Origin of the sequence: Sphingobacterium sp. JUb56 (assembly GCF_014191365.1) — a bacterium.
GTDB classification, from domain to species: domain Bacteria; phylum Bacteroidota; class Bacteroidia; order Sphingobacteriales; family Sphingobacteriaceae; genus Sphingobacterium; species Sphingobacterium anhuiense.
The window spans coordinates 910,370-932,232 of record NZ_JACHWL010000001.1 but is presented as its reverse complement, the minus strand read 5'-3'; the positions used below and the strand labels follow the sequence as shown (position 1 = coordinate 932,232).

The following is a 21,863-nucleotide window of genomic DNA, read 5'->3' as shown; positions in this document are numbered from 1 at the left end:
CCTTTAGAAATTAATCTTTCTATCTCTAGCAGTAACATACCAATAATTATCGACCTCTCCATCAGTGATGACCACCAATTTTTCGTACAGTGCCACAGTTGGACATATATGCTTTGGAACAGCATAGAAAGCTGCACCTATTTCATATACTTGTGCATTTGGAACCTTTACGACCATATGTTCTTCACTTTGGCTTACGACTTCAAGATCGGGTTGATCTAAAAATTTGACACGCGGTAAAGCTGATTCACTTGCGACAGCTTTATATCCCAAATCCAAACAAATATGATGCTGATCAACAATACTTATAACACGGGTTAACAGTAATGCCGCATAATCAAAAGGTTGCTCTTTTAGAGTTTCTCCATAACCATAGTCCCAAAATACAAACGTCCCTGGACTACAAATCACATCAGTTCTATCTGCGTGAAAAGTAAAAGAAGGTGAACCTCCGATAATCATCCTTGATATTGAGCTACATAATTGGTTTAATAATAAATGTGCTTTACTTAATAATGCATATGATATAGCACTTTGTTCTTCTCTGATTTTGAGATCAGAGTCATGGATATGACCATCATATCCATGTACCCCCATTAAACGAAGCCCTGGAAGTGACAGTATGGTTACGGCTAACTTCTCGACCTCTTCCAATGCTACCCCTGTCCTATTCATCCCAATATTGACATCAATATACACATCCATAGAGCAGTCTGCTAAAACACATGCCCTATTTAATGCCCTAGCGCTCTCATTATGATCGATTAAGCACGAATAATTGGTTTTACCATAATGTTTTTTGAGTTTAATCAGACGTTCAATCTTAGGTCCTGTTGGCTGATAAGCCAATAGGACGTCTTTAGCTCCCACATCTCCCAGAATTTCAGCTTCAGCAATAGTAGCACATTTAAATTGATTTATACCCGCCTTCCTTAAAGCAATACAGACATCTGTCGATTTATTTGTTTTGACATGTGGACGAATCCGGCTACAATCGCCCCCTACCATCTCAATAGCTTTTTGAATATTATCGACAACCCGCTCTTCATAAACCAAGAGTGCGGGAGAGTCTACTTCAGAAGCATCATTTAATTCATACCAATGCTTAATCATACTGTTTCATGTAATTCAAACAAAGCTTCTATTTCTACAGGAATATTATCCGGAAGTGATCCAAATCCAACCGCACTACGCGTTCCGATTCCATTCTCAGTTCCCCAAACAGCAGCAAACAATTCACTGCAACCATTAATAATAGCTGGATGTGCTTCAAAATCAGAAGTACAATTGACCATTCCCAACACCTTGATTACACGTTTTATACGATTAAGGCTACCTAGATTAGTTTTTATAGTAGAAAGCATTGTTAATCCAACCTGTCTTGCGGCAAGTTTACCTTCCTCAGGATTAAGGCTTGCACCTATCCGACCGATAATTAATGATGCATCATCTTGTACAGGCCCATGACCAGATAAATAGAGATATTTACCATCAATTACAAAAGGTTTATAAACACCCTTAGGTGCAGGTGCCGGAGGTAATGTTAAACCTAATTTTTCAAATTGTTCGTCTGCATTATAATTCATAATATGTTATATATTTTATGTTATTCAAATAATTATTTAAGGTAATTAAATTTTAAGTAATGATCATATCCAACGCTAGGACAGCAAGTAAACCGACAACAGATACAATAGCTTCCATGATTGACCATGATAGAAGCGTATCCTTTACACTCAACCCAAAGTATTCTTTAAATAGCCAAAAACCAGCATCGTTAACATGTGAAAACATCAAACTGCCTGCTCCAATTGCGAGAACCATCAAACTTGGATGAATATGCCCACCTGTAGCTAGTGGCAATAACACACCAGCCGCTGTTAACGCAGCCACTGTTGCAGAACCGATACATCCTCGTATTACAGCAGTTATCAACCACGCTAAAACCAATGGATGAATGGGTAAGGTCTGTAAATAATTAGCGAGTGCCAAACTGACCCCACTATCTTCCATTACTTGTTTGAATACACCTGAGCCTGCAATAATAAATAAAATCATTGCTATATCTTTCACAGCTCCATCAAAGATCTCCATAATTGACTTGATACTTCGCCCCTGTTTTATGCCCAAGCTATATCCTGCAAATAAAATAGCCAGTAACATAACGAGGGTTGGATTTGAAATAAATTTCACCCAAGACAATAATTTTTCATTATCCGTATCAATTACATAAGGAAGAACTGTACCGATAATCAATAAAAAAACTGGAAATAGCGAGGCTAAAAAACTAATCCATGCACTGGGCACACGATAATCACTACCTACTTCATTACCAACTGGTTTAAAAAACAGCTCGTGCTTTGGTCTTATATTTCGTAGTGTCATTCCAAAAATAGGACCTCCTATAATTATTGCAGGAGTTGCAATTAGCAGCCCGTAAATCAATGTTACTCCCATATCGGCATGAAATAATGCCACTAGTGCCACAGGAGAAGGATGCGGAGGTATGAATCCATGTGTCACTGATAATGCAGCGAGCATAGGAAGACCTATATATACGGCAGGAAGTTTATAGCGATAGGATATTGAAAATATCAGTGGCACTAACAGGACAAATCCTACTCCATAAAAAAGAGGGATTCCGACTATAAAACCAGTTAGCATCAAACCCCATTGGATATACTTCTCTCCCATTAATTGCACCATGACTGCCGCTATACGCTCGGCGGCTCCACTATCTGCAACAATTTTCCCAAGCATAGCACCTAGTACCAAAATTAACATGAGGCTTCCCATTACTGAGCCAATACCTTTTTCAATAGCAAGAATAAGACTATCCAAAGGCATGCCCAGCAAAATTCCAGAAATAACAGAAACTATTAAAAAAGATAGAAAAGCATTTATTTTTGCCTGTGTAATAAGAACAATTAGCAAAAACAAGCTTAATACAATGACGGTCAAGATCATTAGAGCAAGTTTAGGTCTATCCCAAAAGCATATTTGCTTCAGAATATTGGTTCAATAAATCATTTTTTTCAATAATGAAGTTAGTGAACTAAACTCATAACTCCTAAAAAATATAAAAATAAAATCCTTTCAAACCTCTCCCCCAGTACAATAATGAAAAACTATATCAATCGTAATTTATTAGAAGAAACAATTGATTTATTATATGTTGATGATTATTTTTATATCATAAAATTTATGACAAAAAGAACAATAGCTATTTTAAAACGAATAAGAAGGATGAAAAATAATTATCCGACAAAATTGAATGACAAATATTAGTGATTGAAACGCTTATTTGCATATCCATCTACAATTATACGAAGTTTATCACCTAGACTTGGATGTATATGAAAATAACCAGAAGGTTTACCTTTAACACGATAACTATTTAGTTTTTCATTCACACGCTTACTTCTAATATTATGTAAATTTCGATCGATGGCGGGATTTAAAACAACATAATTATCTTCAAAGTTAAAAATATACACTTGATCTATCCTAAAATATAAAGCTATATTAATATGTAAAAAGTGACACTCTGCTAATACTATTTCCGGATTTTCATCACCAAAGATAAACGGAATATCCAGTCCGGAATCTAATAAACAGTAATCAAAACCATCACCGTAAACATAAATTACGATATTAAAATTAACATCTCCAATGGGTTCAACTTCCAGCTCTTCTGTAGAACTAATTAACTTCTCAACCCTTTTAATCAGTTCGTCATTTGGATTTTCCTCATACTTTGGCTCTTCATTTTCTTTTATTGGAAGCTTTCTAAAATCATCTAAACGAAACTGATCTCCAGCTTTACCATAACTTTGGTTATAGGCAAAAACCATCGCATTTTTAAAAATAGACTGAAAACCTTTTATAAAATGTAAAACAATAACACCAGCAATCAATACAGTGACTCCAGACAATATCACATAAACAGTATCTACCAAACCCCACTTATCCTCACTAGTAAAATCATTATAGCCAGGTCTAAATAAAAGAAAATATACACCAAATACACTAACCATAGGCAAATAGGGTAACAATTTCACCAAAGCATAATCAACATTTTCCTTTTGTAGATATTCAAAAAAGAATATGGGAGAAACAAAAAATGTCGTTACAAGAGTTAATGAACTTATTACAAGCAAAGAGTAAAGAATATAAGTCCCATTTATAGAAGCTTTATCTAAAGCATTTACAATTATGAGTTTATGATATTGAAGAATAACAACACTGATAGCTACAACGAATATACATATCATAATGTACAGTACTATAGATCTTAGTCCAAGATTATTTTGAAATAACTTTCGCATAAGCTTTGATTTTATTGGTTATATAAATTTATTAATTTTTTATTTAAAAATCAAATATTAAACATGAACACAGCAATCTTACATGATAGTCAAAAAAAACAAAATATAAATTAACTACTTAAGACATCTTTTTGTTATCTGTAGTTTTAAAAAAAGTGGTGCTTAATGATACAGGCAGCAAACCCTAATAAATTATCAATGTAAATAGTATATTCAATTCGTATTGGAAGTATTTAAGAATCTGCTACTAAATGTTAAAAGCTCAAAAAATCTATTTTTAAATGCATGAGAATATCTCTACATTCTAAATAGGTTAATTTAACCTACTGTAAAAACAATAAATAAAAACAATGACTTTAGAGATTAGCCATAAATCAAATGCATAAAAAAGGTCAGAAGTAAAACTTCTGACCGACAACGAAGCTCCAATAATAATTAAAATTATTTTCCTTCAAATATTTGTTTTAATTTTTTAAATAAAAACTCTCCCTTAACATTGACAGCAACAATCTTTCCATCAGGACCAATCAAATAATTCTGAGGAATTGCTTTGATACCGTATAGCTTTGACACCTCATTATTCCACCCTTTCAAATCCGACACTTGAGGCCAAGTTAACCCATCTTTTTCTATAGCTTTTAACCAGGCATCTCTTTTACCTTCTTTGTCCAAAGACACACCCAAAATATCGAATTGTTCTCCTTTATAAGTAGCATAAGCCTTCACCAAATTGGGGTTTTCAGCACGGCAAGGACTACACCAAGACGCCCAAAAATCGATTAAAATATATTTCCCACGGAAGTCTGATAAACGAATTTTTTTGCCATTAGGATCCACTTGTGTAAAATCAGGAGCCATCTGACCAATACCTAATTTTTTAGCGACTTCAATATTTTTACCCAATTCTGTCCCTAAGTCAGATCCTCTTAAAGACGAACTTAACATCAAATAAAGTGGCTCTATTTTTGGAACATCAATTGAATATCCAGCAACCTCATTTAAAGCCTGTAAGCTGAAGTATGAAGATGGATTTTCACGTATAAATATAATTTTAGCTTCCGATTTCTGATCATTGACCTGATCGATCAGATGCATCACTTTCTCAATAGCCTTATCATCTTTTATCGATGCATTGTAAAGTACACTTCTTTCTGCAGATAGTTTCTCAAGTTGCTGATCAAAGCTTGCTAAATAATCGCTATACTTCTTGAAAGCATCTTGCAATAGACCACTTTTTACAGTACCCTGTTTAAACGATTTGGCAAAATTAACTTTCGTGATAGGATCAACAGTGTCAACATAAAAAACTATTTTTTCTAGAGCTCCTCCTTTACGATTAAAGAAAGATCCACCATCAGCTGAATAGAACAAACTAACATGCGTCGGTTCGGTAATACTTCCAGTATAATTAAATTCATTTTTTTGAAAATGCACTGAATCCAACACGAGTTTCCTATCCACCATGTAACGGATAAATACTTTAGCATTTGCAGGAACTTCTGTTCCTTTTACATCAAGTTTAAACTGCTTTTCCTGTGCTACAGCTGTACTCAATAAAGCACAGAACAATAAACTATTTTTAATCAATTTCTTCATACGTTAGAGGGCATTAGCACGAGCCAACAGAGCGTCAGCTATTTTAATAATTTTTGAGGTTTCCAATTCAGCTAAAGCACGAGCTGCTTCAGCCGCTTTTACTGCTTCTTTCTTCCTTTTCAAACTGATACAAATTTCCGCAAAAGTCCCTTGATTCGAGTAACTCGATTCATTGAGCTCCACAGCCTGCTTAGCCAATACATAGCATTGTTTCAATTTTGTCGGATCTGAGGAAGTCATCTTATTTCCACCATTCCGACGTGCTATAAAACTCAGTTTTTCATCCTCGTCCTTTAAGATACCCCTTCGTAGTACATCAGTCAATTGTATAAATTCTTTAGTTGTACCATTTGTACCTGCCCATTCCGCTTCATACATTGCTGCATCTATCTGTTTCTCTTTATCATCACTATTTTTAAAATAAACGAGACCAGTATCAAAAGCTGATTTATCCTTGTTCCGGATATAAGTATACATCGCATAACGCAATAATTGAGTATCCTTTTTCTCAAAATCCTCAGGGGTAGCGATCCCTCTGAAGTAAGCCTTATTATCCTTAAAAAATTTACCGTATCGATCTTCTGTGCTTCTAGACATCATCAATATGGTCTGCCAACCAGCAGGACTTAATAAAAATTCATCTGTTGCTACTTCTGACAATACTTTTTTAGCCTCCTCCGCAGATTTGGTATCTGCATTAGACATCACTTGGATATAATTCAGTAAAAATCCTGATTCGCGATTCCCGGCATCGAAACTTGCTTTCAATGCAGGAATCTGAAATTTAGGATCATTTGCCTGTTTACCTTCGTTCAAAAAAGCTTCAGCTTCCATACGTGATTGTGTACGATAAATCAAAACTCCTTTATGATCTAAAAACAAATACGTTGGAAAACTTTTGATCTGGTATTCTTTGGCAATTGTAATTCCTTCACCTACCTCGCAGTCAAATTTAGTATTGATAAAATTAGCATTATAATAATTAGCAATAGCAGGTTGATTAAATACATTTGCTTCCATCCATTTACATGGAGCACACCAAGAAGTATAGCCATCTAAAAAGATCAATTTATTTTCCTGTAAAGCTTTCTCTTTCGCCTGATCGAAAGTCAATTTTTGAAACTGAATATGATTTTGAGCATATATAAAAACCGATTGCGACAGCGCAAATAGTGTAATGAGTGTTTTTTTCATTGTTCTAAATGTATAATTAACGTTCATATTGGGGAATACCTGGATTTAAAGACAATACTTTTGGTGGTATTGGTAAAATCATACGCTTATCGGTTGATTCCATTTCAAATAGTTCACCCTCCAAAGGATGCTGAATTGTTTTCTTTAAATCTCCTGTAACAGCTAAGCGTTTCAAATCAATTAAACGAGAAGCTCCAATAAAAGATGTTTCACGGCGTCGTTCATCTAATGCTAATTGAAGTACCTTAGATGAGGTCGTAACAACCAGAGGTATATTATTCTCTATCCTACTGGATCTCAACGAATTTAAATACGCTATTGCACCCTCTGGATTTCCTAATCTAGCCTCACATTCTGCTGCAATCAATAACAGTTCTGATGTACCAAAAGCGGTATTAAAATCAACATATGGAGCATACAATACTTTTCCAGGGAATTTCACCAAATTGGGACCAAAAGAAGCTTGATCACGGCAAAAGAACAATTCATAGCGCTTATCCACTGCTCCTTCCGGTAGATCCTTTGCAAAGGTTTGAATCAGATCCCTCGATGCATAAAATTCAGCATTAAATGTACCATCACTAGATGTGCCTCTTTTTACCCATACTGACTCTGGGTTTTCTCTAAAATCTGGAAAAGCTACCGTATTATCAGTCTTTAGACAAACACGGCCAAAGGTCGTTTTATCTTTGTTCGTATAGAGGGTATAATTAATCAAGGTGTTGTTTAAAGCCAATGCCTTTTTCGCATTGGTTAACGCTTCCTTATAATTACCTTGAAAAAGATACACTCGACTTAAAAAGGCAAAACCTACTGAACGTATCGCTTGAAATTTATTTGCTTGAACCTCGTTTAAATAAGGTAATGACTCATTTAGATCCGTCATCACTTGATCATATACTGCCTGAACAGAAACGCGCTTATAGGGAACGTTGACATCTTCTGATAACACCAATGGCACGCCTAGATCTGTCGCAGCACTTGCGGGATTATAGTGTGCCGCATACATGTTGACCAGGTTCAGGTATTCAAAAGATCGTCCTACCTTAGCTTCTGCCCATACTCTTCTTTTCGCAGCATCAGTTCCATCGTGAGCAGCTAAAATATTATTGATTATTACATTATAGGTGAAAATACGGCTATAAGCTGATTCCCAATAGCTATCCGTTTGGCCATCTTCAAAAATAGCACCTGGAGCAAAAGTGTACAATTGCTTTTTCATATACGAATAAAAATCAAATCGAGCAGCAGATTGCACGTCATTTCGATCTCCGGAATTAAGGTCATCTGTTAAATAAACCGGATATGCTGGTGTCGAAAATATCAAACTCGTATTATTCAACAAAAGCTGGTAGTCATTCAAATTCTCGGGAATGGTAAATCCCTTTGGTTTGATGTCAAGATACTTATTGCAACTACCTAAAGTAAAAAGACCCAATAATAAACTTATACAAATTTTTTTCATCTTATTCTGTTCCTTATAAACCTACCGAAATACCTAAATTATAAACCGCCGGAGTCAATACCCCGCGTGTTGGGATCGTTATCTTCTTATTACTAGCATCAGTGTACATAGCATAGCCTGACCAAGCCTCTGGATCCAGATTATCACTGTTCGCTGTCCATCTCCATGGATTCTGCACTTGTCCAGTAATACGGATATAGCTCAATTTCGTGCGTTCTACCCACTGTTTCGGTAAAGTATAGGACAGTGAAATATCCCTCAACTTAAGGTAATCTGCTTTTTCAATAAAACGTTGCGCTGCATTATAGATATCAGAGATATTCCCAGAAGCTGCAGAAACAAATTTTGGTGCAATATCCGGATTACTTTCATCTCCAGGTTTCTTCCAGTAATTCAACCATTCACGATCAAAATTACTGTTGTAATTCAATTCAGCATATTTACTTAAAAATTCAGGATGTACTCCGCGCATCACATGACCACCATTGAAAATAAACATGAATGTCAAACTCAAGTTTTTATAGCGTAAACCATTATTCAATGAAACATTATAGAGTGGCACTGTTGTACCCGAATAGATCATGTCTTCTGCCGTCAACTTTTGCGTAGTTTCTACAATAGTTCCATCGGCCTTACGAGCTGTTGGGAGCCCTTCGGCATTTAAACCGGCATAATCTATACTGTAAAGACTTCCCATAGCAACACCTACACGGTTTTGAGGTTTACTGTAATAGTAGTATGGGGTGTTTTGTTCTACTGACAACTTAGTTATTTTATTTTCATTATAGCTAAAATTCAGAGTACTGTTCCAAGTAAAATCAGTCCTTTTGATGATTTGTCCATTCAAACCGATCTCGATACCTCTATTTTGCATGTTGCCGTAATTCATCATGACAGAGTTCCAGCCTAACGTCGGATCTGTTGACGTATTCCCAAGTAAATCAACGGTTTTCTTATTGTATATGTCGACACTACCACCGAGACGATTTTTAAATAAAGAAAAATCCACGCCTAAGTTAAAAACATTGGTTCGCTCCCATCTTAATAATGGATTGGGTGGCGTGGTTATCCCGGCCTGCATCTCACCAGTATAACTATTCAATCCATTACTAACTTTTGAAATCAGGTACGGTCCTGTTTCCTTCGGTACATTGCCATTTACCCCGTATGTCATTCGTACGGACCATTTATTTAGACCTTCCCAATTTATTTTTGGCAAATGATATAAAGCGCCCAGTGACCAGAGTGGTTTATATTGGTTTTTAATATCGGTACCAAACAAATTAGACTGATCAACTCTTAAACTACCACTTACTGTTAATTTACGGCTATAGGTATAGGATCCATTCGCATAGAAAGAAACAAAACGGTCAATTAAATCTTGAAAACCAAGCTCCCTTTTTGTCAATATATAACTATTGAAAAGTGCTTGTGTATTCGGAATATTGATACCAAAAATCTCTTCATTGATTCCTTTGTAAACCAAACTGCTCTCGTCATATCCATATTTATAAATATCTGTAAAACGATCGTTGATCTGTCTACGTTCGGCACCGGCGATGGCAACTATTTCATGCTTATCTGCAAATGTATTTTGATAATTTAACTGTCCTCTCAGGGTATAACTGTTGATATCATTACGTCTTTCCGAAAATTGTCCCCCATTAGGTACATTACGTTTAATCAATCCACTTTTATCAATCTGGGTAGCATCATTCACCATTGTTGCTACATCAAATAGTTGGTTTCTACTTAATGTACCATTATAACCTTCTGTCCTCTCCGTCTGGTAAGATAGATCAAAATCTAATCCTTTGGCCAATTTATAATTTGCACCAAAATTTAGATTGATATATTTATTATAAAACTCCTCGTGTTTAAAGTTCAACTGATCGAGAGGAATATAGGTTTCATCTTCCAGTCCCAGACTATTTAAACGATCTATTTCAAACTGAGATTTATTATTGTACCATTGTGCTGGTGAACCATCTTCATTTCGCAATAAATAATAAGAAGCTTTTCCTCCTATATAATGATCATAAAAGTTGAAACCAATATTACCCTCACGACTCTGATTTTTACCAAGAACATTAGCCCTTAACGTCAAACGGTCATTCATTTTAAATGTATTTCTCAAATTGAAGCCAATTCCTTTAGTAGTCGCTCTTCCTTTATTATAGTCTCCAGGTTCAGTATAATTCAATGAATAATGATAAGTATACCGATCTGATCCCCCTGAGAAGGAAAGGTTATGCTGTTGATCAAAACGTGTTGTGTTCAAAAATTCACCCATATTGGAATACCGGTCCCGATTACGATAAACATCAAGTTGCCGTTCCATTTCCTCATCTGAAATTACGCCACCTTTATGATCATAAAGAATACGGTACACATCATTCATCGATTTACGTGGATCAATCGCATTGTAATCGCCTGAACGAAAAGCAAACATTTCCTTTTGAAAATTAACCAATTCCGCACTGGTCATCTTATTTAGATAGGAACGGCTCGGTAGACCTCTAAAAGAAAGCGTATTGCTATAATCAATTTTTGTTTTACCTGGTGTACCTATTTTGGTAGAGATCACAATAACACCATTGGAAGATCTTACCCCATAGATCGAGGCTGCAGAAGCATCTTTTAATACCGTTACCGAAGCAATATCATTAGGGTTCAGAGCTGTTAAATCTCCTTCATAAGGCATACCATCGACCACAACTAATGGTGCGCCTTGCGCATTAATTGTTGAACGGCCACGAATCTCAATACCTAGATTATTTCTATCAGTTTGCGGACTATTTTCATTACGAACCAAATTCAAACCTGGCAACATTCCATCCAGACGGTCAAGTAGATTCATTTGTAAACGACCTTCCATATCCTTAGCCGTCACCTGTGCTATGGAACCCGCAGCACGCTCTTTACTGATCTTCTGATAACCTGTATTAACCGTAACATTAACTTCATCCAACTGTCCTTCAGAAATTTCAAGGACAATCTTACCCATTCCTAATGTGGCTGGTTTTATTACAGATTTATAACCGAGCATACTAAACTCCAGTTCAGTATACTGCGGAATTTGAGTCAATTCAAAATAACCCGTACTATTAGTCGAAGTTCCCTTTCCATCCGTTCTAACACGAACAGATGCTCCTACAAGTGGATTACCATTTACATCAACTACCTGTCCAGTAACAGCAATCTTCTGAACTTCGTTTGAGATTATAGTTTTTGCCAGTAGCTTTTCTCGAATGACAATGGTCTTATCCTTAATTTCGTAATCGAGATTCAGTTTCCCTAATACATTCCCCAGGGTTTGATGCAACGGTTCATTAGTAACATTTAAACTTACTTTTGTAGCTGGATCAATGGTTTTTGCTGCCCAAAAATAAGTGTATCCCGTTTGCTTGTTAATGGTTCCGAAAACTTGACGTAAGGATACTGATTTCTCTTTGATGGAGACCTTCTGCGCATATGTAGTTGCCCCTACATGCATCAGGCTACAGGTCATCAATAACGACGTAAATGAAATACGCATAATTTTACTTTTCAATTGCGGTTTTCCCCAAAAACAGGAATAACCACTACTTTTCATTTTTTTTCCCCGATCCTGCTGGGCACGACCAAGTTGTGCATAATTTTTATACATTTGTTTTAGGTTAATAACAATAGTTTAGTTCAAGTTAGATTATATTGACCCCTTATGTTCAGGGTGTTGCAACCACCCTGAACTTTTTTTTTCATTAAAGTTTATTTTTTACTTACATATATTGTTCTTTTTTTGAATTTAAAAGTTACTTCATTGGTTCCTTCCAGTACGCTTATTATATCAATCAATTGACTGTTGCGGGACAACATGCCTTCATATTGCTCCTCTTTAACTTCTTCATCCAAATAGACGATATCAACATTGTACCACTTTGAGACTTCCACTAAGATATCAGACAGTTTATCCTCATTAAAAATAAAATACCCATCTTTCCAAGCCACATTTTGGTCAGTATCGATCTCTTTACGAACTATTTTACCATCTTGCAATCTTGCCTCTTCTCCAGGAAGCAATACACAGACGTGTTTCTCATTGCTTACCTTCACCTTCCCTTCCATTAAAGTTGTCCGCTGTATTTTTGCATCTGGATAAGCCGAAACATTAAAATGAGTACCTAATACCTCTACATGCATTCCCTTAGTTTTAACAATAAATGGTTTTAGTCCAGAAGTTCCATTCTCGTTTTTAAATGTTCTTTTGGCAACTTCAAAATAGGCTTCTCCAGACAAGGTCAAACTACGTAAACTATCAAACTCGTCATATGCAATTCGTGTATCCACACTCATCCACACTTTAGATCCATCAGGCAACTGAAGAGCATATTTTTTTCCTTTGGGTGTAACTACACTAAAGTGAGATGGAATTCCCACAAATGACCCCGCTTGCGAATGCTTTTTGTTTATATTAAATGAACTGTCAATGATCATTAAATCAGACCCTTCATTCAATGTAATACGTTCACCGGAGGGAAGAAGCATTTCAGCATGATTTTCTGCTGGTACAATTGCTTGGCTCGGTAGATCTTCATATTGTCCCACAGTGATGTAATAGGAAATACCGATCAACAAACCGATTATCATAACGGAGACTGCCGCATACCACGGATTAAATAATTTTTTTATTTTTTCATCAGCTACCTGCAGATGATTTTGTTCAAATGTCTTAAAAGAACTTTCCCAATCATATTTTCCAAATGTGTTGAGATCGTTTTTGAAGATATCCTTTGAGGAAAAACGTAACCAAAGCCTCTTATTCTCCTCATCCTCTTCTAACCAACAATTCAGATCTGACTGTTCTTGTTCGGTCAAATTCTGAAATGTTGTACTATGTAATATATTTATGATATGTTGAGGTATATGCTCCATGAGTTGTCTTATTAATATAAGAACAAAAAAACAGTATGCGATCTCTAAAGAGACAAGCAATAAATTCGCAAACAACTGATTTTAAACAAGAAATTAATCAATGAAATTTTAAAACGTATGAATAACGGTTGCACTGAGCAACATAAAACAGAAAAATTGATCTCGAGTTAAGCGTAATTGCAATAAATCAATAGCTCGTTTCTTCTGATTATAAACGGTACTTGTTGTAATACCAAGTGCATCGGCTACCTCTTGAGGAGAAAGCTCTTCAATAGTTAGCATACTCATTATTTTACTGCATTGTTCGGGTAATGCAAAAATCGCTTCATGTATTTCACGAAGCGTCTCTAAGTAAATGATCTGATTACTAACAGGCCATTCTAAAATATCAAGCTGACTTATATAAGACTTTATCTGCTCCTGTTGACGTTTTTCTTTATGAATTAAATTTAATGCTGCATTTCTACAACTTGTATATAAGAAACTTCTGATTGCAGAAAAGTGATCAAAATCTTTATGCCGATCCCAAAGCTTTATAAAAACATCCTGGACTAACTCTTCAACTTTGTATGAGTCGAGATGCATCTTTTCCAAATAAAAACACATCGCTCCATAGAACGTTTTATATAGAAAACGCAATCCTTCAGGCTCACCTGATCGAAATAACTGCAAATACAGTTCTTCTTCTTTCTTTTGCGTACTAACATTCTCCACAGATCAATATTAGACATTTTTAAAGAATTCTAAAAAACAATCGCAATAAATTCGTTATTTTTATGTTTCAGACAATTATTTTAAAAAAAAAGTAATTATAAACACAAAAAAGTAATGTGGTTTAAACTACATTACTCATCCCTTACAATTCAAACACTTATAACAAATAAGAATAAGAAATCATAACCATAGGTAATACCCAATAACAAATCACCATTTCTATCAAAATTTTGTGTTCACGACATTTGTATCAGTCAAAAACACAAATCAAAACAGGACTAGTAACGAAAGGATAGAGATGGAAATTAAGGACAAAATAGTAGTTATAAGGAATAATCGTATCCGACAAATTATATTTGTAACGATAGCTATCACTTGCTTTATACCAGCACTCATCTCACCTCCTATAGCGCTCCTATTAGGGATAGTTATTGCCCAAACAGTTGGGCATCCCTATCTCCATCTTAATCAAAAAGCAACGCATATTTTATTACAGGCTTCCGTTGTTGGCTTAGGATTTGGTATGCAAGTAGACAAAGCGTTAGAAACAGGAAAAACAAGTTTTCTATTAACGTTGACCTTCCTCTCATTCACATTAATTTTTGGTTATCTCCTTGGTAAACTTTTGAAAATAGAAAATAAAACATCTTTCCTAATAGCTGTCGGCACAGCTATTTGTGGTGGAAGCGCAATAGCGGCTATTTCCCCTGTTATCAGAGTACAAGAAAAACAACTTTCTATTGCATTAGGGACTATATTCACCCTTAATGCTGCAGCACTGTTTATATTTCCTGCAGTTGGGCATGCGCTTGATCTTTCGCAACTTCAATTCGGAATATGGAGTGCTATCGCTATTCATGACACCAGCTCGGTAGTTGGCGCTGCCAATAAATATGGTCCTGAGGCATTAGCAATAGCAACAACAGCTAAATTAGGTAGAGCATTATGGATCATACCTGTTGCTTTTTTAGCAGCTTATTTGTTTAAAACCAATGGTCCAAAAGTAAAAATTCCGTGGTTTATAGGACTTTTTGTAGTAGCCATGTTGGCAAATAGCTATATACCAAGTATCCATAACTATCAGCATATCTTCACTTCTTTTGCAAAAACAGGTTTAACACTAACACTTTTCCTAATAGGTTGTGGACTAAGCCGTAAACTCATTATCGAAATGGGGATAAAACCGTTACTTCAAGGAATAATACTTTGGGTCATCATTTCCCTGCTTTCTTTAGGGGCTGTACTTTACTTTTTTTAATTTTTTCCATCATAAATGAAGGGAATAGTAAATCTAAATTTCTTAAAAAGGAACGCAGAAGATTATGCACGGTATAAGCATTGTTCAACTCTTTTTCATTTGTCGAAACAGCCTAAACCGATTCTTATCGATTATGCTTTTACCTGCCATTCCATTATTCAGTCAGTCCCTTATACTGCTCAAAATCTCCATATATACACACCGATACTGTACAAATTATTACGTATTATTTCCGCGACATTTAGAAGATAAATAATTGTAAATTTCTATAAATACCATCTTGAGTTTAATAAAACTTTTACATGAGAATAATCCTCAAAACAATTTAAAAATAACATATTAAATTAAAACTATTTACATATCAATATGTTATATATTAAGGATAGCAATTATCATTAATTTAAAGCTATACCAAATCAGTCAACAAAGAAAAACATCAATATTTAATTTTAAAGCTATGAGCAACACTGATTTAGATTCTGTACAAATGCCAGATGGTTATCTTGAAAAAGTATACCTTTCCGCGCTAGAAATTGCACGAAGAGAAGGATTCATAGAAGGTGAACGACACTTAAGAGAAGCCTTAACGCAATTTCCGGAATACATCGATCAAGTATTAAGGAGACTAAAACAGACTTGTTCCCTATAAACTGGAGATAAACTTTTAAAGAATTTAATTCCTAGTTGTAAACAGTAAAATTCATTCACTATGCGCGCTATATGGACGGGAGCTATAGGATTTGGGCTTGTTAATATTCCAATTAAATTATATAGTGCTACTGAAAGTAGTAATCTAGATCTGGATATGCTCGATCGTAAAGACCAAGCTAATATTAAATTTAAAAGAGTAAACGAAAAAACCGGAAAAGAAGTGGTTTGGGAAAATATTGTAAAAGGATATTTTCTTAAAGATCATTATGTCATCTTAGAAGATGCCGACTTTGAAGAAGCGAGTCCAGAAAAAACAAAGATTATTGGCTTACATGCTTTTGTACAACTCAACGAAGTAGATAGTATTTATTTTGACACTCCTTATTATTTAGAACCGCAGAAAGGTGGGGAAAAAGCTTATCAATTACTTACAAAAGCACTTGAAAAAAGTAAAACTGCTGGACTTGGATCATTCGTCATGCGCAATGTTGAACACCTTGCCATAGTCAGACCCTACAAGGGTACATTATTGCTTAATAAAATCCGATACGAACAAGAAATTAGGGCTATCTCTGATTTGAAGTTACCAACTACAATCAAAATTCAGAAGAATGAGATGGATATGGCACTTCAACTCATAAAGCAACATAGCAAACCATTTGACATTAGTAAATACAAAAATGAATATACTGAAGATCTGCTAAAAATAATCAAACAAAAAGATAAAGGAAAAAGAGCAACAATCAGAAAAATTAGTATAGACAATACGAAAGCCAGCGACCTACTCGCTAAGCTGAAAGCAAGTCTCGCATAAATGACCGTATTTTACAAAAAGAAATTTTGAATAAAAAATGTAGGCTATCTTAACAATAAGAAACGTCTTACCAATAAATCATAATTTCAGCAACATTCCAAATAATCTATAAAAGACAATTTCTAGAATTAAGTAAAAAAGACTTATCTTACATTTGTTTATTGTTTGTGCATCAACAGGCCATAATTTTGGATTAAAGATCAAGCATCAAACATTTCAAATAGATATTTTTAGGATTTACCCCAATTGATTTATTAAACATGATACATCTTGAATCCAGTTTCCACGAGATTACAGATACCATAGGCGGTACGCACGACATCTTTAAAACTCTTTACTTCCCCACAGAGAAAAAAGCCAAAGCAACAATACTCATATTGCACGGTATGCAGGAACATAGTGGACGTTATGATGATTTCGCAAGATTTCTCGCAACAAACGGTTTTGTAGTAATGACCTATGATCATCTTGGACATGGCCGCTCCGTTAAAAATAAAGATGCATTAGGATTTATACAACGTGAAAATCCGGGAGTCCGATTAGTAGATGATGGTATTGAGATGGCAAGACTAATTTCAAAACAGTATCCCGATCTACCACATTTTATTATAGGACATTCTATGGGTTCTTTTATTACCCGTTGTGTTTTACAAGAAATTGGTGATCTATTCCACGGCGCCGTACTCATCGGTACAGGCACAATGGATAAAGCCGCAGTTGTGGGAGAAAGACTACTCGCTTTATTGAACAAAATGTTTCCTAAAACCCGATCGAGTTTTATCAATCATTCATTTGGAGCATTTAATAATAAAAAATTTAAAGACGAGCCCAACCAAAAAAACAGCAACTGGTTAAGTTTAGCAAAAGAAAACCGAGACCATTTTTTAGCTGATACACTATGTGGAATTCCATTTTCGAACAACGCTTTTTATGCGACCGCATATGTTGCCAATCGTGGTTCCGGTCCAAACTGGACGGATGGTATTCCAAATCAACTTCCATTTCTCTTAGAAAGCGGTGAAGAAGATCCTATAGGTAATTTTGGAAAAGGTGTTATTAAGACTGCTCAAGACCTTATTGACCACGGTAATCAGGATGTAAAATACCATCTGCATCCCATGATGCGTCATGAACTTCTCAATGAATCGATCAAAGAAAAGGTATATATCGAAATCTTACAATGGCTTGAAAGTAAATTGCCTATTGAATCGATCTCTGTGACTGAGCATCTTTAAGTCTCAAAAAAGAAAGATCGCTGTATATTGTATATATAGCGATCCTTATTTGATTAGAGCTTTACTTATTTTTGATTTCTCACAAATGCTGTGAATTTATCTTTGTAATCCAAGAAAGTAAACTCTCCTATCAAGGTTGCATAATTCCGTTTATCTATACAATTCGGATACAGCTTTTGTGATGCAGATAGCTTTCCCTGATCCCAACTTAATTCTTTGAGAATTCTTTTAATCGAAGCAACAGGGAAAGCGACCTTTCCGCTTACAGTTCCAAGTACTTTAAGTTTGTCGTCATCAAATCCATTCTGCCGCATTGCTTTAATCAGATCATTCAGCTCAACCTCAGTCATTCTCTCCAGATAATCACGATCGACAGGCTGATTTTTTATAAAATCCATCAATTTATTTTTACTATCTCCAAAAGCCAGTTGATCAGTTAGTGTTATGTAGTTTCTTTTTTCCGGACAATTAGGATAGGCCATTTTTGCAAAAGCAATCTTACCCTCATCCCAAGAAAACTTCTTAAGAATCTCTTTGATTTGATTCACTGAAAATGCAACCTGAGGAGCAGTCATACCAGCTATTTTCAATTTATCATTATCGAATCCAGCTTGATCTATCGTTTTCAAAAAAGCATTAAACTCTGCATTCGTCATTTGTTCTCCATAATAATCATCACCGCCAGATCCTGGATCAAGCTCTCCCTCCATGATTTGCTTAGGTCTACCGTAAACAAATACCTGTGCTGTTCGCGAGTCAGGCATATTCTCTTCAGCAGGAAACAAAGCATACAAAGTCAAACTACGGGTTCTGTTACTTCTGGAGGTATTAGCCAAATAAGTCAAATCCAAAAAAGAACCTTCTTCATTAACCATTGAAATACCCCTTTTTAAAAGTGTCGATTTTTCTCTTCCGACAAAATCAACCTGAATATCGTAGCTATGGTCTTTCATACGCTCCACTCTGATTTGTTTCGTGGGCAGTTCGTTATATTGAATCCCATTGATATATAAATAGAAGGCTTCCCGATCCGAAAATACAGTTACATTTCCTCCTCGACTACTACGATTTTGACCATGAACAAGGCAAAAGCAAAGCAAAAAAACAGCAATTAAATAAGATTTCTTTAACATAAAAAAGGATTGATTGTGTCTATGTTCGACAGGCATAAATATAAAAGGATTAACGCAATTAACAATATATTTTAACAGAGATGATTGATTGGCATTCTTATTAAAAATGCTTTATTTAAACATTTCACTCACTAGATCTACAAATAAATTAAATAACTAAATTTCCCCATTAATAAGATAGAGTGAAATTTAATCTTTATATTCATTTAGAGATAAGAAATATATCATTATAAACCAATCTAAAATTCTATTAATATATGATACGAATAGTTAAAATTATCTTGTTTATTATTTTTTGTCAGTTAACTGCGCAAGCACAAGAAGTGACCATTTATGGCAATATTTATGGAAAAAATCCTATTCCGAAATATATTTATCGGTTATATGAAGGTAGCAAATTAGATCAGCAGCAAATTGTCAATAAGCGTTTTAGCTTTAAACTAAAAAAAGAAATAACGAAAGATATTTCGGGTTCAGAAACTTTTATCGTTTCTGATTCGATTTATAAAGATTTTAATGCATTAAATATCGCTTTTAGCAATGGGGACATTAATCCCAATAGAGATTTAATCTCCGTAATTATTGATCGTAAAAATATAAACTGCAGTATCGATAATGACACAAAAATTATATATGTTAAAAATTCGATTTTAAATGAGGAGATGCAAAAAATCGTAGCAATAAATAGGGAATTTGGCGATCCGCTATTACAAACTGATAATAGCCGTCAAGAAGAATGGGATCGTAACAAACTAGCGCAATATTTAGTTATTTTGAATAATTATCCTCAATCATTGGTATCCTATGAGATGTTATTATCTATGATAGCTAACCCCTCGTTTTACTATGTAAATTCGGGGCATGTATACAAAAATCGAGAACAAATTTTAAACACGGTTTTACGCATCGATACTGCAACTATTGGAAGTAAAAAAGCAACCTTACTCTATAATGCCTATGACAACATGGTTTTAACCTATAGTGATAAGAAAAACGCTTTATTTCCTTTAATCACATTAACATCGCAAAATAATAAGGTTAAAAGTCTAAAAGAAGTTAGTGGTAATTCAAACTATCTAGTTATTGATTTTTGGCACACTGCATGTGGCCCTTGTAGACAGCAACATCCCGAATTCTCAAGAATATCAAAAGCATATGCAGATCAAAGTCAATTAAAGTTTATAAGCATATCGATGGACAGTAAAATGCAGGATTGGAGATTATATTTACAAAACCACAATTTTAACTTTATCAATTATTGGTTAGATTCAAAGCAATACCCGGCTTTCCAAGTTGAAGCCGGCATAGTGTCGTACCCTCGTTATATTCTAGTCGATATGAGAACCAATCGGATTGTAAATGGTAATATCAAAATAGAGCATCTAACTACAATATTAGAAAATATTCTTAAAGAAAACTCATCAATATTTCAAAATACTGATCAGTCATAGTTAAGAGCTATTAAAAAAATGCTTCCATCTTTTCTTTTTTATAATTTCATTTTTAATGAAATAAAACACTTTGTTTCACTATATTTGACATAAAGCAATAAAAATCATTTAGCATGAAACACTTTATATTGATGAGCGATGTGATTAGAAGCGGTCAAAAAAATCAAGCATTGCTGATGCAAAACTTTAAAGAAACAGTAAGTAAAATCAATCATGATTATGAAAACAGTCTATTATCTCCGCTTACCATCACCCTAGGCGATGAATTTCAAGGTCTAACAAAGGATTTAGAAACAGCATTAAACATCATTATAGCGCTAGAAGAACAAATTATCATACAAGGATTTGATTTTCAATTGCGCTATGTGCTTATTTACGGTGATATTGAAACCAACATTAATAAGAGAATCGCCTATGAAATGTTAGGTGAAGGATTACGCGATGCACGTTACAAACTCAACAGTATGAAGTCCAATTCTCAAAGATTTTACATACAGATTGAAGATATTAATCTAGACTCTCTTCTAAACAATACATTTCTCATCTTCGAAAATATCATTGACAAATGGAATCCCGAGAAAGATTATGATTTAATCTCTGCATTTATTAAATTTAAAGATTATAAGATTGTTGCAGAAAAAATAAATAAAACAAGATCTCAGATTTGGAAACGTGAGAAAACTTTAAATATTTCATCTTATGAAGCAACTAAAACAATTTTAAAATCCATAAGTAAACTACCCCATGCCCTTCGTTTATAAAACAATAATTATCCTTTTTTCAGAAGTCATACTTAGTTTATTATTTTGGCTTTTCACACCTAAATCGGTCAATAACAAAAAGTTTGACCCTAAATCAACAGTAAAAGGTATTTTGGAACGTCTATTTATGACTTATAGTTTATGTCAAGGTTTTCCACATGTACTCACGCTCTTTGGTGCTTTAAAATTAGGAACGAGGCTTAAACGCGCGGATAAAGAAGACACTCCTGAAAACATCAAAAAAGAAGCGGCTTATAATGACTATTATTTGATCGGAAATTTAATTTCCGTAGCCCTAAGCATATTCTATTATACACTATTTAAGTAAAATGGATCATTGCACTGCCAT

At 34.7% G+C, this 21,863-nt stretch carries 18 protein-coding genes; 7 read left to right on the top strand and 11 right to left on the bottom strand.

The annotated features are described in order from the left end of the window. Positions 1-3: 3 nt before the first annotated feature. The 10 genes from FHR29_RS03530 to FHR29_RS03485 form a co-directional block, all read right to left on the bottom strand. Positions 4-1,113, bottom strand: a complete 1,110-nt coding sequence (locus FHR29_RS03530; protein WP_221197794.1) for a D-TA family PLP-dependent enzyme — start codon at positions 1,111-1,113, stop codon at positions 4-6. Continuing rightward, a complete protein-coding gene (locus tag FHR29_RS03525; RefSeq protein ID WP_021190979.1) occupies positions 1,110-1,586 on the bottom strand; it encodes a RidA family protein in 477 nt (158 codons plus the stop codon). Before FHR29_RS03525 ends, FHR29_RS03530 begins: the two co-directional genes overlap by 4 nt. Positions 1,587-1,638: 52 nt before the next feature. Then, positions 1,639-2,967, bottom strand: a complete 1,329-nt coding sequence (locus tag FHR29_RS03520) for a gluconate:H+ symporter (RefSeq protein WP_183912380.1) — start codon at positions 2,965-2,967, stop codon at positions 1,639-1,641. A 317-nt stretch (positions 2,968-3,284) separates the two neighbouring features. Next, positions 3,285-4,328, bottom strand: a complete 1,044-nt coding sequence (locus FHR29_RS03515) for a hypothetical protein (protein WP_183912378.1) — start codon at positions 4,326-4,328, stop codon at positions 3,285-3,287. Positions 4,329-4,769: 441 nt separating this feature from the next. Then, the gene (locus tag FHR29_RS03510) at positions 4,770-5,924 is read right to left on the bottom strand and encodes a TlpA disulfide reductase family protein (RefSeq protein WP_183912376.1); all 1,155 of its coding nucleotides are present in this window, start codon (positions 5,922-5,924) and stop codon (positions 4,770-4,772) included. 3 nt (positions 5,925-5,927) lie between these two features. After that, a complete protein-coding gene (locus tag FHR29_RS03505) occupies positions 5,928-7,118 on the bottom strand; it encodes a thioredoxin family protein (RefSeq protein ID WP_183912374.1) in 1,191 nt (396 codons plus the stop codon). 16 nt (positions 7,119-7,134) lie between these two features. Next, positions 7,135-8,583 (bottom strand): RagB/SusD family nutrient uptake outer membrane protein, encoded by a 1,449-nt coding sequence (locus tag FHR29_RS03500; protein WP_183912372.1) that lies wholly within the window; start codon positions 8,581-8,583, stop codon positions 7,135-7,137. A gap of 13 nt (positions 8,584-8,596) precedes the next feature. Continuing rightward, entirely contained in the window at positions 8,597-12,232 is a 3,636-nt protein-coding gene (locus FHR29_RS03495) for a SusC/RagA family TonB-linked outer membrane protein (RefSeq protein WP_183912370.1), read from the bottom strand. Between the two features lie 101 nt (positions 12,233-12,333). Beyond that, a complete protein-coding gene (locus tag FHR29_RS03490) occupies positions 12,334-13,497 on the bottom strand; it encodes a FecR family protein (protein WP_183912368.1) in 1,164 nt (387 codons plus the stop codon). A gap of 108 nt (positions 13,498-13,605) precedes the next feature. Continuing rightward, on the bottom strand, positions 13,606-14,211 hold the full coding sequence (locus FHR29_RS03485) for an RNA polymerase sigma factor (RefSeq protein WP_183912366.1): 606 nt from the start codon (positions 14,209-14,211) through the stop codon (positions 13,606-13,608). 298 nt (positions 14,212-14,509) lie between these two features. On the opposite strand from FHR29_RS03485, the gene FHR29_RS03480 reads away from it, so the two are divergent. The 4 genes from FHR29_RS03480 (at position 14,510) to FHR29_RS03465 (ending at position 18,169) form a co-directional block, all read left to right on the top strand. After that, on the top strand, positions 14,510-15,469 hold the full coding sequence (locus tag FHR29_RS03480; RefSeq protein WP_183912364.1) for a YeiH family protein: 960 nt from the start codon (positions 14,510-14,512) through the stop codon (positions 15,467-15,469). Between the two features lie 457 nt (positions 15,470-15,926). Continuing rightward, a complete protein-coding gene (locus FHR29_RS03475; RefSeq protein WP_183912362.1) occupies positions 15,927-16,118 on the top strand; it encodes a hypothetical protein in 192 nt (63 codons plus the stop codon). Positions 16,119-16,178: 60 nt separating this feature from the next. Then, on the top strand, positions 16,179-16,934 hold the full coding sequence (locus FHR29_RS03470; RefSeq protein ID WP_183912360.1) for a Ku protein: 756 nt from the start codon (positions 16,179-16,181) through the stop codon (positions 16,932-16,934). Between the two features lie 260 nt (positions 16,935-17,194). Next, positions 17,195-18,169 (top strand): alpha/beta fold hydrolase, encoded by a 975-nt coding sequence (locus tag FHR29_RS03465; protein ID WP_183912358.1) that lies wholly within the window; start codon positions 17,195-17,197, stop codon positions 18,167-18,169. Between the two features lie 65 nt (positions 18,170-18,234). Here the strand turns inward: FHR29_RS03465 and FHR29_RS03460 are convergent, their stop codons facing one another. Then, positions 18,235-19,302, bottom strand: a complete 1,068-nt coding sequence (locus FHR29_RS03460) for a DUF4476 domain-containing protein (protein ID WP_183912356.1) — start codon at positions 19,300-19,302, stop codon at positions 18,235-18,237. Positions 19,303-19,559: 257 nt separating this feature from the next. Between FHR29_RS03460 and FHR29_RS03455 the strand changes: the two genes are divergently transcribed. The 3 genes from FHR29_RS03455 (at position 19,560) to FHR29_RS03445 (ending at position 21,842) form a co-directional block, all read left to right on the top strand. Further along, positions 19,560-20,753, top strand: coding sequence for a TlpA disulfide reductase family protein (locus tag FHR29_RS03455; RefSeq protein ID WP_183912354.1), 1,194 nt, complete (start codon positions 19,560-19,562; stop codon positions 20,751-20,753). A gap of 113 nt (positions 20,754-20,866) precedes the next feature. Continuing rightward, a complete protein-coding gene (locus FHR29_RS03450) occupies positions 20,867-21,514 on the top strand; it encodes a SatD family protein (RefSeq protein ID WP_183912352.1) in 648 nt (215 codons plus the stop codon). Beyond that, positions 21,498-21,842: a hypothetical protein gene (locus FHR29_RS03445; protein ID WP_183912350.1), complete on the top strand. Its 345-nt coding sequence runs from the start codon at positions 21,498-21,500 to the stop codon at positions 21,840-21,842. Before FHR29_RS03450 ends, FHR29_RS03445 begins: the two co-directional genes overlap by 17 nt. Positions 21,843-21,863 lie beyond the last annotated feature (21 nt).

Excerpts from the sequence above, each read along its gene's own strand:
- FHR29_RS03530 (WP_221197794.1), bottom strand. The coding sequence starts at position 1,113 with ATGATTAAGCATTGGTATGAATTAAATGATGCTTCTGAAGTAGACTCT.
- FHR29_RS03525 (WP_021190979.1), bottom strand. The coding sequence starts at position 1,586 with ATGAATTATAATGCAGACGAACAATTTGAAAAATTAGGTTTAACATTA.
- FHR29_RS03520 (WP_183912380.1), bottom strand. The coding sequence starts at position 2,967 with ATGATCTTGACCGTCATTGTATTAAGCTTGTTTTTGCTAATTGTTCTT.
- FHR29_RS03515 (WP_183912378.1), bottom strand. The coding sequence starts at position 4,328 with ATGCGAAAGTTATTTCAAAATAATCTTGGACTAAGATCTATAGTACTG.
- FHR29_RS03510 (WP_183912376.1), bottom strand. The coding sequence starts at position 5,924 with ATGAAGAAATTGATTAAAAATAGTTTATTGTTCTGTGCTTTATTGAGT.
- FHR29_RS03505 (WP_183912374.1), bottom strand. The coding sequence starts at position 7,118 with ATGAAAAAAACACTCATTACACTATTTGCGCTGTCGCAATCGGTTTTT.
- FHR29_RS03500 (WP_183912372.1), bottom strand. The coding sequence starts at position 8,583 with ATGAAAAAAATTTGTATAAGTTTATTATTGGGTCTTTTTACTTTAGGT.
- FHR29_RS03495 (WP_183912370.1), bottom strand. The coding sequence starts at position 12,232 with ATGTATAAAAATTATGCACAACTTGGTCGTGCCCAGCAGGATCGGGGA.
- FHR29_RS03490 (WP_183912368.1), bottom strand. The coding sequence starts at position 13,497 with ATGGAGCATATACCTCAACATATCATAAATATATTACATAGTACAACA.
- FHR29_RS03480 (WP_183912364.1), top strand. The coding sequence starts at position 14,510 with ATGGAAATTAAGGACAAAATAGTAGTTATAAGGAATAATCGTATCCGA.
- FHR29_RS03475 (WP_183912362.1), top strand. The coding sequence starts at position 15,927 with ATGAGCAACACTGATTTAGATTCTGTACAAATGCCAGATGGTTATCTT.
- FHR29_RS03470 (WP_183912360.1), top strand. The coding sequence starts at position 16,179 with ATGCGCGCTATATGGACGGGAGCTATAGGATTTGGGCTTGTTAATATT.
- FHR29_RS03465 (WP_183912358.1), top strand. The coding sequence starts at position 17,195 with ATGATACATCTTGAATCCAGTTTCCACGAGATTACAGATACCATAGGC.
- FHR29_RS03460 (WP_183912356.1), bottom strand. The coding sequence starts at position 19,302 with ATGTTAAAGAAATCTTATTTAATTGCTGTTTTTTTGCTTTGCTTTTGC.
- FHR29_RS03455 (WP_183912354.1), top strand. The coding sequence starts at position 19,560 with ATGATACGAATAGTTAAAATTATCTTGTTTATTATTTTTTGTCAGTTA.
- FHR29_RS03450 (WP_183912352.1), top strand. The coding sequence starts at position 20,867 with ATGAAACACTTTATATTGATGAGCGATGTGATTAGAAGCGGTCAAAAA.
- FHR29_RS03445 (WP_183912350.1), top strand. The coding sequence starts at position 21,498 with ATGCCCTTCGTTTATAAAACAATAATTATCCTTTTTTCAGAAGTCATA.